General features: G+C 42.6%; 13 protein-coding genes, 1 tRNA gene and 1 pseudogene. 10 read left to right on the top strand and 5 right to left on the bottom strand.

Annotated features, from left to right (window positions below):
- Positions 1-139: 139 nt before the first annotated feature.
- From WBS51_RS14785 to WBS51_RS14760, 6 genes are all read left to right on the top strand, one after another.
- On the top strand, positions 140-1036 hold the full coding sequence (locus tag WBS51_RS14785) for a recombinase family protein (RefSeq protein ID WP_294463057.1): 897 nt from the start codon (positions 140-142) through the stop codon (positions 1034-1036).
- On the top strand, positions 1037-2677 hold the full coding sequence (locus tag WBS51_RS14780; RefSeq protein ID WP_294463059.1) for a recombinase family protein: 1641 nt from the start codon (positions 1037-1039) through the stop codon (positions 2675-2677).
- A 209-nt stretch (positions 2678-2886) separates the two neighbouring features.
- Complete coding sequence (locus WBS51_RS14775) at positions 2887-3945, top strand: PDDEXK nuclease domain-containing protein (RefSeq protein ID WP_294463078.1); 1059 nt, start codon at positions 2887-2889, stop codon at positions 3943-3945.
- Between the two features lie 450 nt (positions 3946-4395).
- Positions 4396-5892, top strand: coding sequence for a glycerol kinase GlpK (glpK, locus tag WBS51_RS14770; protein ID WP_173750131.1), 1497 nt, complete (start codon positions 4396-4398; stop codon positions 5890-5892).
- 67 nt (positions 5893-5959) lie between these two features.
- Positions 5960-6829 carry an amidohydrolase family protein gene (locus WBS51_RS14765; RefSeq protein WP_173750132.1) on the top strand — a complete coding sequence of 290 codons (870 nt, stop codon included), beginning with the start codon at positions 5960-5962 and terminating at the stop codon, positions 6827-6829.
- A 50-nt stretch (positions 6830-6879) separates the two neighbouring features.
- Positions 6880-8160, top strand: a complete 1281-nt coding sequence (locus WBS51_RS14760) for an amidohydrolase family protein (protein ID WP_291683576.1) — start codon at positions 6880-6882, stop codon at positions 8158-8160.
- 70 nt (positions 8161-8230) lie between these two features.
- Here WBS51_RS14760 and WBS51_RS14755 read toward each other — a convergent pair whose 3' ends face one another.
- From WBS51_RS14755 to WBS51_RS14735, 5 genes are all read right to left on the bottom strand, one after another.
- Positions 8231-8728 carry an NUDIX hydrolase gene (locus WBS51_RS14755; protein ID WP_173750134.1) on the bottom strand — a complete coding sequence of 166 codons (498 nt, stop codon included), beginning with the start codon at positions 8726-8728 and terminating at the stop codon, positions 8231-8233.
- On the bottom strand, positions 8725-9933 hold the full coding sequence (locus tag WBS51_RS14750) for a ribonuclease E/G (protein ID WP_226853452.1): 1209 nt from the start codon (positions 9931-9933) through the stop codon (positions 8725-8727). The genes WBS51_RS14755 and WBS51_RS14750 overlap by 4 nt, the downstream gene beginning before the upstream one ends.
- Entirely contained in the window at positions 9926-10633 is a 708-nt protein-coding gene (locus WBS51_RS14745) for a TIGR03936 family radical SAM-associated protein (RefSeq protein WP_294463069.1), read from the bottom strand. The genes WBS51_RS14750 and WBS51_RS14745 overlap by 8 nt, the downstream gene beginning before the upstream one ends.
- Positions 10623-12482, bottom strand: a complete 1860-nt coding sequence (locus tag WBS51_RS14740) for a TIGR03960 family B12-binding radical SAM protein (RefSeq protein WP_294463072.1) — start codon at positions 12480-12482, stop codon at positions 10623-10625. The genes WBS51_RS14745 and WBS51_RS14740 overlap by 11 nt, the downstream gene beginning before the upstream one ends.
- Positions 12483-12768: 286 nt before the next feature.
- Positions 12769-12852, bottom strand: a tRNA-Leu gene (locus tag WBS51_RS14735).
- A gap of 455 nt (positions 12853-13307) precedes the next feature.
- On the opposite strand from WBS51_RS14735, the gene WBS51_RS14730 reads away from it, so the two are divergent.
- The 4 genes and pseudogenes from WBS51_RS14730 (at position 13308) to WBS51_RS14720 (ending at position 16039) form a co-directional block, all read left to right on the top strand.
- Positions 13308-14495 carry an AIPR family protein gene (locus tag WBS51_RS14730; protein ID WP_291683574.1) on the top strand — a complete coding sequence of 396 codons (1188 nt, stop codon included), beginning with the start codon at positions 13308-13310 and terminating at the stop codon, positions 14493-14495.
- Between the two features lie 40 nt (positions 14496-14535).
- A pseudogene (locus WBS51_RS15280) lies at positions 14536-14625 on the top strand (site-specific integrase); the annotation flags it as partial.
- Between the two features lie 591 nt (positions 14626-15216).
- A complete protein-coding gene (locus WBS51_RS14725; protein WP_202031326.1) occupies positions 15217-15843 on the top strand; it encodes a nucleotidyltransferase family protein in 627 nt (208 codons plus the stop codon).
- On the top strand, positions 15815-16039 hold the full coding sequence (locus tag WBS51_RS14720) for a DUF6718 family protein (RefSeq protein ID WP_173749760.1): 225 nt from the start codon (positions 15815-15817) through the stop codon (positions 16037-16039). The genes WBS51_RS14725 and WBS51_RS14720 overlap by 29 nt, the downstream gene beginning before the upstream one ends.
- The last annotated feature ends 474 nt before the right edge of the window (positions 16040-16513 follow it).

The following is a 16513-nucleotide window of genomic DNA, read 5'->3' as shown; positions in this document are numbered from 1 at the left end:
AAGAGGCCTCAGGATAAAACAATCTGATGGAAAATACGTCAGATTCCTTTATTCCAAGACCTCTTTTATTATGCCTTAAAGATGAAAAATAAGTTTGTTATAGTGTGCTTGATAATACTATGGAAAGGAAGTGTAATAAATGCAAAGGCGTACACCACTTGGGTATTATATTCAAAACGGCAAAGCCGAGATCGAGCCTGAGACCGCAGAATTCGTGCGGGAGATTTTCAGCACATACTTGGCAGGTATTTCTACATATCGAATCGCAAAAGATTTTACACAGCGGGGAATCTTAAATGCAAGTCATAAATCCTCTTGGAACCACGGATCTATCGGAAAGATTCTGGAGAACCGAAAATATATAGGAGACGAGTTCTACCCTCCCCTGATTGAACAAAGTATATTTGAGCAGGTACAGAGCAGACGGATACAACGGGTGAAAGACTTGGGCAGAGCCGCCCAGCCAAACAGCTTTGCGAATCAAAGTGTCTGGAGCAGCCTGCTGGTCTGCGGAGAATGCGGACAGCCTTACCGCAAATACACAGAGAAAGGAAAGCATCCAAAGTGGAGATGCAAGCATTACATCCATCACAACCGTGTGTTCTGCCGCAACCGATTTTTAAGCGAAGAACAATTGGAACAGGCATTTATACAGGCAGTCAATCAGGTAATAGAAACACCTTCCTATCTGAAGCCGGACTTCAAGGAATTACCGCAGCAGGAAAGTACAGCCGAGCGAAAGCTGACTGTCCAAATCAACCGTCTGCTGGCAGAACCGAGTTGTGATGCGCAGGTGGTCAAACAGCTGGCATTCCAGAGGGCTGCGGAACAATATCGGAATATTCGCATTGATGACAGAGCCTATCAGAATGAGATAATAGCAGATGCTCTGAGTAGTGTCGGAATACAGACTACATGTGATCTGGTACTGCTGGAGAAAACCATAGGAAAAATTGTGGTACAAAAACATACCGGTTTGGAGTTTTATCTGAAAAACGACCGGAGCATTACCATACCGATAAAGGAGGAAACATAAATGGCACAGGCAAAAAAGAACATATCGGTCATTCCGGCAACGGGAACGTATGACCGCCATATCCGACCACAGATGAAAGCCCTGCGTGTAGCTGCATACTGCCGTGTCAGCACCCTGCGGGAACAACAGGAAAGCAGCTATGAGGCACAGGTCAGCTACTATACAGAGAAGATACGAGGAAATCCCAACTGGAAACTGGCGGGCATCTACGCCGATGACGGAAAAAGCGCGACTAGCACGAAAAAACGCTCGGATTTCCAAGCAATGATCGATGACTGTATGGCGGGAAAAATTGATATGGTATTGACTAAGTCCATCAGCCGATTCGCCCGCAACACAGTAGATGCGCTGATCAATATCCGAAAACTGAAAGAAAAGAACATTGCGGTATTCTTCGAAAAGGAAAGCATTAATACGCTGGAAGGAAGCGGCGAACTGCTCCTGACCATACTGAGCAGTCAGGCACAGGAAGAAAGCAGGAATATCAGTGAGAACTGCCACTGGGGAATCGTCCGGAAATTCGAGGACGGCAAGGTGATCGTCAATCACAGCAAGTTTATGGGGTACACCAAAGACGAGGACGGAAACCTTGTAATCGTACCGGAAGAAGCGGAAGTGGTACGCAGAATCTTCCGACTGTTTCTGGAGGGCAACAGCAGTTACCGGATCAAAAGGATTCTGGAAGCGGATGGCGTTAAAACCGCAACCGGGCAGACAACGTGGTATGCAACCACCATTGACAAGATGCTCTCAAACGAAAAATATATGGGAGACGCCCTGCTACAGAAAACCTATACCGTGGATTTCCTGACCAAGAAGAAAGTGAAGAACCGAGGGATTGTGCCACAGTATTACATTGAAGATGATCATGAACCCATCATTCCCAAAGAATTGTTCCACCGTGTACAAGAGGAAAAGGCACGCAGAGCCAGCATCTACCGTCCAGCATCCCGTAAAAAGGATGCGCCACAGAAAGGAAAATACAGTTCCAAATATGTACTGTCGGATATCATGGTCTGTGCAGAATGCGGTGAGCCGTATCGCAGGCAGGTATGGTCAAAGTATGGACAGAAACAGGCGGTTTGGCGCTGTGACAACCGCTTAAAGCATGGTTCCAAGCGATGCAAACATTCCCCTACTCTCAAAGAAAAAACACTCCATGAAACGATTATGACAGCCATCGGCAGCGTGGTGGAAGATCAGGGAGAATTCGTGCAGGCGTTCCGTGAAAATGTAATCCGAGTCATCGGCAGCTACTCCGCATCTGCAGAGCCGACAGAATATGCTAAGCAAATCGAAGCACTGCAACAGAAAATGTTGAAGCTGATCGAAGAAAGTGCCGGAAAGCAGGCCGCAGATGAGGACTTTGATAAAGAATACCGTGTGATTGCAGACCGGATGAAAGAACTGAAAAAACAGAAGGCGAAGAAACTCAAGGAATGCCAACTAGCGGATGCTTATGGACAGCGCGTGAAAGATATGGAGCAGTATACTCGTAAGATTGGCTACTTGAAACGGGAGTTTGATGATGAACTGGTACGGCGGCTTTTGAAAACGGTACGAGTTATAAATGAGAATAAAATCGAGCTACAGTTCCAATCAGGAATAGTGATTACACAAAGCATTGATTTCAATGTATAAGCAGTGGCAGGAACTGAAGGATAGTTCCTGCCATACAAAACTGATAAGAATAAAATCCTCAGATAGACTGAGGATTTTATTGTTGGCAGTTACAGTGACATATAGAAAACACTTGTTTATTCTGATATAATATTTTAAAAGAATGGCATTTTTGAAAATTATAAATTATGAAGAATTGTGAGGAAGAAAAATTGGATAATAGAAAGCGGATGGGAAAGAATAAAGACGGGGTGATATTTCCTGTCGCTCCTAATCTTTCCGAGATGAGTGATACTTATTTGAATTTTATAGAAGAAATAAAAGCAGAGATTCAGAAGCAGCGCATCTCTGTTGTATTGAATGCAAATTCCAGTATGATTTGTCTTTACTGGAACATTGGCAAAGCCATTATAAAAAAGCAGGAGAAAGAGGGCTGGGGTACGAAAGTTATCGACCGCATGGCTAAAGACTTGAAGGACGCATTTCCTGATATGTCTGGATTTTCTCCGAGAAATATCAAATACATGCGGAAATTTGCCGAGTGCTGGCCTGACTATGAAATAGTGCAACGGGTCGTTGCACAAATTCCGTGGAGAAGCAATATTTCTTTGATGGATAAGCTGACAGACCAAAAGAGCCGCATATGGTATGCACAGAAAACAATAGAAAACGGATGGAGCAAAACAATTCTCGATATGCAAATTGAGAGTAGGCTGATGGAACGTGCAGGTCAAAGCGTAAACAATTTCCAGGCAGCACTACCGCCAACAGATTCTGATCTGGTAAATCAGGTATTCAAAGATCCCTATCTGTTTGATTTTCTTGGAACAGATATTCCTCGCAGAGAGGTGGAAATAGAGCGCCAGCTGACAGAACATATTCAAAGTTTTCTGCTGGAATTAGGGCAAGGATTTGCCTTTGTCGGCAGACAGGTTCATCTGGAAGTTGGTGGTGATGATTTCTATATTGATCTTCTGTTTTATCATCTGAAGCTACGGTGCTATGTCGTTATCGAACTGAAAGCCTGTGATTTTGAACCGGGCTTTATCAGTCAGTTAAATATGTACCAAAATGCGGTTAATGATATTTTACGTCATCCAGATGATAAGCCGACAATTGGTTTGTTGTTGGTAAAAGGAAAAAATAAAACTGTAGTAGAGTATTCTCTGGCAGGATATCAAAATCCGATTGGTGTAGCAGAATGGAAAAACCAAATTGCAAAAGCATTGCCGGAGGAACTGCGAAGTAGTCTTCCGTCTGTTGAAGAAATTGAAAAGGAGTTAGAGTAATTGTGCAGCGACCCGTTGCACAATTAAAGTTGGTGCAATCAATGCTCAAAATTTTTGTTCCGCCAAGAGCAAATTCTGTTTTTGGGGAATCTGAATTGCACACTCAACACATTGTGAATGTATCGCAAAGCTGACTTATTGTGATGATAAGAGGAAATAGAACGATATAAATTTGGCAGTATTAGAGAAGACGATATGGCGCGAAATTTACAAGATCTATGTTGAGAGGCTTATCCTTATCAAAAAAAGTTTGGCGGCTGAATAGCGTGTAAAAAGATTAGAAAAAATCCTTATTTTGTTGAAATTTTCTTCGAATCGCGCTAAAATAGCAATAGATGTTATGCAAAAGCAATAAGCAAGGCAGAAAAGAGTACGAGAAAAGCTGTCAGATATAAAAGGAAATCCTTTTTTTCTGGACAGCTTTTTTATTCTGGCAGGAGGTAAAGAGATATGGCAAAATATGTAATGGCATTAGATGCGGGAACCACAAGTAACCGCTGCATTCTATTTAATAAAAAAGGGGAAATCGTAAGCTTTGCCCAGAAGGAGTTTACCCAGTATTTTCCAAAGCCGGGTTGGGTGGAACACGATGCAAACGAAATCTGGTCCAACCAGCTGGGCGTTGCTGTGGAGGCAATGCAAAAAGCCGGTGCAGAGGCTGAGGATATTGCGGCCATCGGTATTACCAATCAGAGAGAAACTGCAGTGGTATGGGATAAAAATACAGGAGAGCCGGTTTATCATGCTATTGTGTGGCAGTGCAGAAGGACTTCGGAATATTGTGACTCTCTGAAAGAAAAAGGACTCACGGATGTATTTCGGAAGAAAACCGGACTGATTATCGACGCCTATTTTTCCGGAACGAAAGTAAAGTGGATTTTAGACCATGTGAGAGGGGCCAGGGAGAAAGCTGAAAGGGGAGAACTGCTTTTTGGAACCGTAGAAACCTGGCTGATATGGAAAATGACAAAGGGTGCTGTCCATGTGACGGATTATTCCAATGCTTCCAGAACGCTGCTCTACAATATCAATACTCTGGAATGGGACGAGGATATTTTAAAGGAATTGGATATCCCCCGGTGTATGCTGCCGGATGTGAAGCCTTCCAGCTGTATTTACGGTGTGACGGACAGCAGTTTTTTCGGAGGCGAAATTCCTATCGGAGGAGCAGCAGGAGACCAGCAGTCCGCACTTTTTGGACAGGCCTGCTTTTCCAGGGGAGATGCAAAGAATACGTACGGCACAGGCTGTTTCCTTTTGATGAATACAGGAGAACAACCAGTGTTTTCCGAAAATGGGCTGGTTACAACCATTGCCTGGGGATTGGACGGTAAAGTGAATTATGCCTTGGAGGGTTCTGTATTTGTGGCAGGCGCTGTGATTCAGTGGCTGCGGGACGAACTGCGTCTTATTGATTCCGCAGAGGATTCCGAATATATGGCGCAGAAAGTAAAAGATACCAATGGGTGTTATGTGGTTCCGGCATTTACCGGGCTGGGGGCGCCATATTGGGATCAATATGCAAGAGGAACCATTGTGGGACTTACCCGTGGGGTGAATAAATGCCATATTATCCGGGCTTCTCTGGAATCACTGGCTTATCAGGTGCATGATGTGATTGAGGCCATGAAAGCAGATTCCGGCATGGAAATTAATTCCCTGCGGGTAGACGGTGGGGCCAGCGCCAATAATTTCCTTATGCAGGCCCAGGCGGATATGATACAGGTGCCGGTGAAACGTCCGGTCTGTGTGGAAACTACGGCTATGGGCGCCGCTTATCTGGCTGGTCTGGCTGTGGGATACTGGAACAGCAAAGAGGAAATTATGGAAAACTGGAGTGTTGACCGAACCTTTACACCTGCAATTACAGAAGAGGAGAGGGACAAAAAGTCCAAAGGCTGGAAAAAAGCGGTGAAATGCGCTTACGGCTGGGCAAGAGAAGAATAGCGGAAATCATTATGAAAATCCGAGGTATGAGTAAGATTCAGAAAAAAACAGGAAAGAAGATGACATCATGTTTGGAGAAAACCATGCACATATTTTTATGAACGCGGTCAATTACAGACAGGCTGTGAGAAAGCATGAGAACGGTGTAGATGAGGAAGTTATTTACAGCCATTTCAGGGCATATCAGGAGAAAAATATTTCCTTTGTCCGGGACGGCGGAGATAATCTCCAGGTTTCCAAAAGAGCGAAAGAACTGGCAGGGGAATACGGTATTGACTACCGAACGCCCGTTTTTGCCATTCACCGCAAAGGGCACTACGGAGGAATTGTGGGACGGGGGTTTGAAAATCTGAAGGAGTATGCAGCCCTTGTAAAAGAAGCTGGTGCTCAGGGCGGAGATTTTATTAAAATTATGACCACGGGAATTATGGATTTTAACACAGATGGTTCGGTGACAGAAACACCCCTTTCTTTTGGCGAAGTAAAGGAAATGGTGCATATTGCCCATGAGGAGGGATTTTCAGTCATGGCTCATACCAATGGTGCCAGGGCGGTAAGAGAAGTGGTGGAAGCCGGGGCAGACAGCGTGGAACATGGAAATTATGTGGACGGGGAAACCATACAGGCGATGGCAGAGTCCGATGTGGTCTGGGTGCCTACAATTACAGTGGTAAAAAATATGATTGGCTGCGGCCGCTTTTCCGATAAGGTGTTGAAGAAAATCTGGGAAACGGGAAGCCGGAATATCCGCAGTGCTTTTGCCCGGGGCGTGCACATGGCACTGGGAAGCGATGCGGGGGCTTACCGGGTTTATCACGGACAGGGACTTGCAGATGAATGGAATTGCTTTAAGGAAATTCTGGGGGACAGCCAGCCGGTGCAGCAGCGTCTTTTGGAAGGCGAACAGAGGATACGGGAAAAATTCCAGAGACAGTAAAGAAATTAACCGTTATCATGACGGCAGAGAAAACATCAGGAGGACTCAGAATGGACAGAAAAAAATCTTTTGTGCTGAAAGGACATATTTGTTATAGCGATGAAAAGAAAAAACTTCACATAAAACCCAACAGTTATGCAGTCTGTAAAGATGGTGTCTGCCAGGGAGTTTTTGAAAAGATACCTCAGAAGTTTGCCTCTTTTGAGGTGAGAGATATGGGAGACGTTCTGGTGATTCCGGGACTGACGGATTTGCATGCCCATGCGCCCCAGTATGCTTTTCGGGGGCTGGGAATGGATTTGGAACTTTTGGAATGGCTTAACACCCATACATTTCCGGAAGAGGCCCGATATGCGGATTTGGAATACGCTCAAAGGGCATATGGCATGTATGTGGAGGAACTGAAAAAAAGTGCAGTGACAAGAGCCGTTATCTTTGGCACTCTTCATGTAGAAGCCACAGAAATTCTGATGGATTTGTTGGAAGAATCCGGTTTGGAAACGTATGCAGGCAAGGTGAATATGGACAGAAACGGCGGAAAAAATCTGGAAGAGGCAAGCGCACAGAGTTCTGCAGCAGAAACCAGACGGTGGTTACAGGAGACAGAGGGAAAATACAGACATACCAGGCCCATTCTGACCCCAAGGTTTATTCCGGCCTGCAGTGATGAACTGATGGCAGAGCTGAGAACGATTCAGAAGGAATATGGTTTGCCGGTTCAGTCTCATTTATCGGAAAATCCTCAGGAGGTTGCCTGGGTAAAGGAATTGTGTCCCAAGGCGAAATCTTACAGCGATGCTTATTTTCAGGCAGGACTTTTCGGCGGAACTTATCCTGCGGTGATGGCGCACTGTATTTGGGTAGACGAGGAGGAAATCCAGTTGATGAAAGAGCAGGGCGTTTATGTGGCTCATTGTCCGCAGTCCAATGCCAATCTGTCCTCCGGAATTGCACCGGTACGAAAGTTTCTCAGCGCGGGCGTTTCAATAGGACTGGGCAGTGATATGGCGGCAGGCAGCAACACTTCCATTCTGCGTGCCATGGCTGATGCGGTGCAGTGCTCTAAGCTGCGTTGGCGTCTGGTGGATTCCGAGGCAAAGCCTCTTACATTTCCAGAGGTCTTTTATATGGGAACTTTGGGTGGAGGTTCTTTTTTCGGAAACGTGGGAAGTTTTTTGCCGGGGTATGCGTTTGATGCGCTGGTCTTGGATGACACCAGTCTGCCCCAGCCCCGGAAGCTGGAGGTTTCACAGAGGCTGGAGCGTTTTATTTATCTGGGGGATGAGCAGAATATTGTGTGCAAGTATGTGAATGGAGTATGTATTCGCTGATTTTTCAGAAAAAGATTCTATAGAAAATATGAATATGAAAGAGTGAGCTATTTTGGATAGAAGAAAAGTTTCATAAATCCAGTGTCCTTCCATCCAAAACCGCCTCTTTCAGTTCATCTTCCACATAGCTGAGTTTGAGAGAAAAGAAAACTCTGTCTTCCTCCAGAAGACGGAAAAAAATCTTATCCCCCTCCCAGAGATTTAACCGGAACAAATCTTTTTTATCCACCCATTCCAGTACGCCTTCCTCACATTCAGTGATTTCACCTTCGTATGCATCTGCCGTATACAGGCACATGTACTCTGTTTCTGAAAAATCTCCGTCTGTTTTTTCCAGATGAAAGGTAACCAATCCGCGAAAACGGTAGGAAGTGAGCGTCAGTCCGGTTTCCTCGTGAACTTCCCGGAGGAGGCACTCCTCCGGACTCTCATTGGCTTCAAAATGGCCGCCAACGCCAATCCATTTATCTTTGTTTACGTCATTTTTCTTTGAAACCCGGTGCAGCATCAGATACTGTTCCTGGTTTTCAATATAACACAAGGTGGTCAGCTGGGACTTTTCTTTCAAGATACAACCTCCTTTGCCAGTTCTTTCATTTCTTCTGTAAGAGACTTCCGCACTTTTTTTCTGGTTACTTCCACGATGTTCAGGGAAGTCATATCAACCACCGTTCCTTTTACCGGGTCACGATTTAAATACGCCTGCAGATTTTCCATCAGTTCTTTTTTATGCTTCGGGCTTTTCATGTTAATAAAGTCGATGAGAATGATACCGGACAGGTTTCGGAGTCTTAGCTGCAAAGCAATCTCTGCGGCCGCTTCCAGGTTGATTTTTCGAAAGGTTTCCTCCATTTCTTTATTTGCTGTAAACTTTCCGGTATTGACGTCAATACACACAAAAGCCTCGGTCTGCTGAATGACCAGAAAGCCGCCGGATTTCAGCCAGACTTTTTCATGCAGTCCATGTTCCAGGGCGCTTTCCAGGCTGTACAATTTGTAGAGCGGAAGGAGTTTGTCCTCATACAAGCGGATTTGTGTGTTTTCGGGAAAGGCGGTTTTGGCATAACTGGAAACCGCTTCATACAAGGACTTGTTATCCGTCACAATTTCTTCCAGATGTTCGGTGTATACGTTCTGCAAAACCTGCATATATTCCGGCAGGCTTTCTTCCAGAAGAGAAAAGCATACCCGGGATGTTCCTTTCAATAAAACCTGTTGGTATCTCTGCACCAGCAAATCCAGTTCTATCAGAATCTCCTCATCAGCTGCATTCCGGCTGTTGGTTCTGACAATGATACCTGCATTTTCCGGCATGCGGTTTTCCAGAAGTTCCCGAAAACGCTGTTTTTCCGCTTTTGTCAGTTTCCCGGAAAAACCAAGTTCTTTTCTGTGAGAAGTGAGCACCAGATAATGACCGGTAAAATTCAGATTGCCTGTCACATAGGGAAGTTTGCTTTTTATTCCTTCCCGAGCCACCTGTACCACAATTTCGTCTCCCGGTTTGATTTCTTCATTCTTTTTGGGATTGGCAAAAACAGGCGGTTCCTTTTCATCCAAGGAGTAGTAGCACATTTGGCCTTCTGCAATTTCCACAAAAGCTGCATGAATATTTTTAGCAAGATTTTTTACTTTTCCAATATAAATATTTCCCAGAATACAGCTTTTTGACATTCCCATGGGATTTATCTGACAGATACGCCCGTTTTCTTCTAACGCAGCCGTCAGCATGGGAATGCCTTTGTATTCCATGGGAGTCAGTATCAGCCTACTCAAGGTCTTCTCCCAGGTTTTCCAGAGAAATCAGTTTTCGTTCCGTTTCTGTCCCTTTATCTGCATATACTTCCAGGCGATGCACCAAAAGAGAAAAACTATCAAATTCTTTCCCGCAGAACTGATAAAATGCTTCCATTACCAGCTCCGGCTTGGTATTTTTGACACTTCCGGCTGCAAGCTGAAGGAATATTCCTCCGTTATCTAAATGTAAGTCATAAATAAAAGGTTTAATGTCCACCTCTTTTTCATTCTTTTTCGTTTTCTTTACAACCAGAATTTCCGGCTGTTCCATAAAGGCCTGTACCTTTTCTTTCCAGTCGTCTCCGGGTGCCATACCTTCCCGGAAATTCACCTGATAATCGGCAGCCGCCACAAGAGCCATGGCCGCATTGGCTTTTCCGTCTGGTATCTGCCGGAAACTAAGCACTTTCATACCTTCTGCCATAGTATCATTCAGTCGTCTGATGGCCTCCTTGGACGGTATGGATGTCTGAATTTCCATATCAAAATATTCTGCCGTGCTGGTCACACCTACACCCAGTGGGGCAGCAAAAGACATAATCATATGGGGACTGAATCCTTCAGAATACGCCACATCAATGTCCGCCCTGCGGATAGCTTTCTGAAAATACCTCATAATATCCAGATGCCCGATAAATTTCATGGCCCCCTGTTTTGCAAATTTTACTCTAACCTTCAATGCAGACACCTCCTTTGTAAGCTGCCGCACCGCAGCCGGAACATTTCATTCTGCAGTTTGGCGTAACTGCTTCCTGATGGGCTTTTTCCCATTCTTTTTCCAGGAATTTCCGTGTTACTCCAATGGACAGGAAATCCCACGGGAAAATTTCGTCCAGCGGGCGCTCTCTTAAAGTATAAAATTCCGGGTCAAGACCTGCCTCTTCAAAAGCGTCCATCCAGAGGTCATAGCGGAAATATTCGGACCAGGCATCAAAAATAGCACCTTTTCGGTAAGTTGCTTCTAATACGTCCGCCACTCTTCGGTCACCGCGGGCCAGAATTCCCTCTAAAACGGTTACATCAGCTTCGTGATAATTGTATTTAATACTTTTCTGATTCAACTGTGCTTTAATCTCTTCCTTGACAATTTTTGCTCGCTCCAGATAATCCTCTTTCCGGAACATTCCGGCCCACTGGAATGGAGTGAAAGGTTTCGGCACAAAGAAAGAAGTGCTGACTACAATCTGGCATTTGCCGTGTCGCTGGTCTTTTGGGATTTCATAATATCTTTTGGCAATGGACTCGGCCAGATGAGCAATTCCTTTCATATCTTCTTCTGTTTCTGTGGGAAGTCCCAGCATAAAGTATAATTTTACTCTACTCCAACCGCCTTCAAAGGCTTTGCCTGCGCCTTCCAGAATGATTTCTTCTGTGAGCCCTTTGTTAATCACATCCCGCATTCTCTGAGTACCTGCTTCCGGTGCAAAGGTCAGGCTGCTTTTTTTGATATCCTGTACTTTACGCATAACGTCCAGAGAAAAAGAGTCAATGCGAAGAGAAGGCAGAGAAATATTCACCTTTCTTTCAGAACAGTCGTCAATCAAATATTCCAGCAATTCCTGCAGTTTAGAATAATCGCTGGTACTCAGAGAACTAAGGGAAATTTCCTCGTGTCCGGTGCTGTCCAGCATGGCTTTTGCTGTATCTTTTAAAAATTTTACATCTCTTTCCCTGGTAGGGCGGTACAGCATACCCGCCTGACAGAAGCGACAGCCGCGAATACAGCCTCTTTGTACTTCCAGAGTTACCCTGTCCTGTGTGGCTTTGATAAAAGGTACGACAGGTTTCTTCGGATAATAGGTGTTGGTGATATCCATAACGACCTGTTTCTCGATTTTTTCTTTTGCATGCGGATTGTTAGGCACAAAAGAGGCAATGGTTCCGTCTTCCTTATAAGTGGTATCGTAGAAGGAAGGTACATAAATTCCGGGAATTTCCGCAGCTCTTTCCAGAAATTCTTTTTTGCTTTTTCCAGCTTTTTTGTATTTTTTATAAGAATCCAAAACTTCTCCGAAGACAGTTTCTCCTTCTCCGATATAGAACAAATCAAAGAATGGCGCCAATGGTTCCGGATTATAAGTACAAGGACCGCCTCCCATAACCAAAGGCCAGCTTTCGTCCCGATCCGCTGCTCTTAAAGGCATACCGCTTAAATCCAGTATCTGCAGAATATTGGTATAACACATTTCGTACTGAATGGTAATTCCCAGAAAGTCAAAATTACGAATCGGATCCTGAGATTCCAATGCAAACAGAGGAATTTTTTTCTCCCGCATCACTTTGTCCAAATCCGGCCAGGGAGAATATACCCTTTCGCACCAGGTATCTTCCCTCTGGTTAAACATGTCATAGAGAATCTGGATTCCCAAATGGGACATTCCGATTTCGTAGACGTCTGGAAAGCACATAGCGAAACGGATATCTACCTCATCTTTGTTTTTCATTACCGAGTTCACTTCATTCCCGATATAGCGGGCTGGTTTCTCGATTTTTAGTAATATTTCATCGCTTAAAGCTAGTTTTCTCATGAAAACCTCCATTTTTTAGATTTTATTAACTGTAAAGCAAGGTTCCTTTACTGTTTATACAGAAATATACCGACTATCATTTTTATAATAGACATCATGTATCCTATTTTATCTCCTAAATTGTACTAAATACTGTTCCCTCTGTCAAATCTTACTGGATTTCTGACTGAAATTTTGCAAAAATACAAAAGAGAAAGTAGTGCTGCTAAAGAAGGGAGAGAGAAATGAAAAGGGCTGAAACCCTTTGTATTTAGGATTTCAGCCCTCTTTACACTCTGTATAAAACTGCGGGAGATGGGACTTGAACCCACACGTCTATACAGACACAAGATCCTTAGTCTTGCCTGTCTGCCAATTCCAGCACTCCCGCTCGCTTGTCATTTGGTTTTCCCAAAGGACAAGTGAAAGTATAGCAAATATTTTCCAACTCGTCAATAGTTTTTTAGAAAATTTTAAAATGAGAGTGTAGGGTGTGCATGTTGCTTTATGCGATACTGGGAAACAGGAGAGGTGTAAGAGGGCATATGATTAATTATGTATTCTGTTAAAAAATAGAATTCAGAGTGCATTTATCAGAATGACTATAGATAATTTGAAAGCGTTTGACGTATTGCTTTTACTGTGAGATAATGTGAATGAATAAAAGAAGCACAGCTGCAGGAATGTTTTATTCCTGGTAGTTTTTCAGTATCTTGAGTAGATGTGAAGGCGTGTAATGTATTTGCAGAAGGTAAAGTTTATCCTTTTTTATGACTTATTATTCGCGTTCTACTTTGGTAGACGCTTTTTTTATTCGCAAAATCGATGACCATAAGGAGGATAAAAATGGCAAGTATTATTAAATTTCCTGCAAAGCAGGTAAAGAAGATGGATAATCCAATGAGTGAACTTACAAAGGATGGTTCTAAAAAGTATGTTTGTTATGTAAGATTACAGGATGTTCCGGCAAAGTTTGAAGATTGGATGCGTACTAATCCTAGAGACCAGAAGCTTACAACAAATGTCGCAAAAGAAATTGCAAAAAGCATTGACAGTGGATGCAAGAATTTCCATGAAAAGAATAGAGGTATTGTAATGTCTGTAGACAAGTTTGCCTATGATAATAAGACAGGAATGATTAAAGTTACTTTATCGGACCCTGAGATACATGGAAATATTGATGGAGGTCATACTTTAAAGATTATTCTTACAAAACAAAAGAATAATGAACTGTTCTTTGAGCAGTATGTTTTTTTTGAATTTTTTACAGGAATTTCCTCACCAGTGGAACTTGCTGAAGCTCGAAATCAGTCTGTTCAGGTGGATCAGCGTTCTATCGAGGAATTAAATCGTAGTTTTGAGCCGATTAAAGCAGCTCTGAAAAATGAAAGTTTCTATAATCGTATTGCATTTAAGCAGAATGAACATGTTGGTGACAAAAACGTAATTGATGTACGTGAAATTATTGCTATTATGAACATGTTTAATCAAAGCCTCTATCCAAAGGGAGGAGATGCGCAGCCGATTCAGTCTTACACCGGAAAAGAGACAAGTCTGAATAGATTTTTAAGATTAAAGGATTCTCGAGACCAAATTGTAAAAAACATGACTCCGATTATTCCTGATATTTTTGATATTTGGGAAATGGTTGAAACTACATTTGCTGATAAAGGTAATACGGTAAATCGTACATATCGCAGAAAAAAAATGTCAAAGTATGTGAATGAAGATACGGTTGTAAATTATTCTATTTTTGGCAATCAACCGATGAACTATGTATTGCCTAAAGGAATTATATTTCCAATTGTTGCGGCTTTTAGAGCATTAGTCAAGGTGGATAAGTCAACCCAGTTATATAGTTGGGAAATGTCACCTGAGAAGATCTGGAATAGGCTAGGAGGAAAACTTATTAATATTATCATGACTTCGTCGGAAGATTTATCAGATAGCCCAGACGCAGTTGCGAAATCTCCTAATACATGGGATCTTTTATATAAAGAAGTTCTTCTCTATTCTATGTTGAATACCGAATAATAAGGAATTCTATAACCGAATGAATTAAATAGATGAACCAATCAATCATCAGCTACAGAGAACAAACCACATGGAATATCACATCGAATCTACAAAAACGAATGCGGGAACAAGAAAACTTCCGATGACATAAGATGTGTATGAAATGTTCAAAATCAATATGTTGCAGGATTAACCGACCTGCTTTTGAATTTGGAGGTCGCCTATGCTTTTTTAACCCTGTCATTGGTTCCGACATTGACAGGGGGATACATACGAAAGCTGGACATGAGCTGCTTGTGGCAAGGCAGAAAGTTGGCTGCATTGAGTTCGGTGATGAGGTTATCACTCGGCGTTGAAATTTGTGTCTGATTTAGATATTCTAAATAATAATATGCTAGAGAAATCATTGAAAATGGATGTGTGAATGGTTCTTGGTTAAAGCAAGATAATTAATATTTGCCTTATCACCACAGTAGTAACACACCCCCATTCTTACTACGTTTTTACTACTTTTGACGGCCTCAATATGCCACATTTTGCCTCGTTTTGCTTATTCTGTGATTGCTTTAACAATCTCAGCGGCAGCTACATACTTGGCAAATCGCGGCAAAGCAGGGCAAACTAACGCAACAGGCAGCAGGAAGAACTTTTACAACGATTTTACAACTTTTGAAAGATGCTCCGATATGATAAAATACAAGGAAAAGTTAATAAAAATATCTGTGTAGGAGATGAGGTTTTGATAGAAGATATTTTGAAAAAAGATGGATTGTCCATAGAAAAATTAAAGAAGCTTTCATATCGTTCCAATCTAGGCATTCATTTGAAAAAGAATTTGCATTATTTTGATAAGGAAGCTTTGTTTGAAGAATTAGATAAGATTAATGAGTGGTATGATTCTTGTAGCATTTTACATGATATTGCAACAGATTATAGAATTAAGAGCATACAGTCTGCTCGGTTAAAATATGAACGATATTTTCCGGATCATCAGGCAAGAAAAGTTTTTGATGATATGTTAGGTTTTCGGGCATTATGTGATAATTATGAAGAGATTTTGACTCTTAGAAATTGTGAAAATCTTCGTATGGCTGATATGTCAGAAGGAAAAGCACATGACGATGGATATAGAGGAATTCATGTCTATTTTCAATTAAGTAATTATCACTATCCTATAGAAATTCAGTACAATACATATTATGACCGGCAATTAAATAACTGGCTTCATAAATATGTATATAAACGCAATTATGACAATTGGATTGGTTGTTCGTTGCGAAAAGAATATGAAAGTGGTAGAATCAGAACAGAAAATGAGTTCAAGGAGGTGTTGGAGCGTGTGTTATCTGATTGCAAAAAAAATTAATGATATTGGCTGTTTGGCTTTACAGACGGCTCACGGTCAGCATTTAGTGGATTTTAAGAGAAAGTTAATTGCCGAAATAGGAACGGATAAAGTGCAACTAGTTACAATTAGCCGCCCATCAGCATATGGAGAATATGAACCGTATCGGTTTGTTGATACAGAGCAGGAATTTGAGCAGGCAGTGAAAAGATTATAATTGCTTATGTGTAGACCGTTGACTTGATAACAAGAATTGATTGTTTGCCACGGCAGGGTGAACGGACTACCGAATGTGTAGTGAAAAGTCGCGCAGAACTGGGCATAGTACGGCAGTCATAGTGCCACGGAACTACTGAAAGACTACTTCTCAGGCGAGTTAAAGTGGATTGTGTAACAGTTATCGTTAAGAGAGTATATATAGAAGTGAACCCCTTGGGGAAATCGTTAAAAGGGTTCTACGGGGAGACTACTACAGGTGAGAGTTAAGTGAATATTTGAGAGAGGAACGTCCTGCAAGTGTGGGGCGTTTTTTGATGATCGTGCATTAATGTGAATTACAATGTAATAAAAAAGTAAACGCAAAATAGCGAGTACCTTGACATTTTTAGGCGGCTGCTTTGCAGCCACCGATATTTAAGCTTTGCGGATCCCTGCCGGAAGTTTTCCTGACCAGGGCAGAAGATCTTCCAGA

The sequence above is a fragment of the Blautia acetica genome (genome assembly GCF_038739805.1).
In the GTDB taxonomy this organism is placed as follows: Bacteria; Bacillota; Clostridia; order Lachnospirales; family Lachnospiraceae; genus Blautia.
The sequence above is the reverse complement of the archived record's forward strand: the minus strand, read 5'-3'. Positions and strand labels throughout refer to the sequence as shown.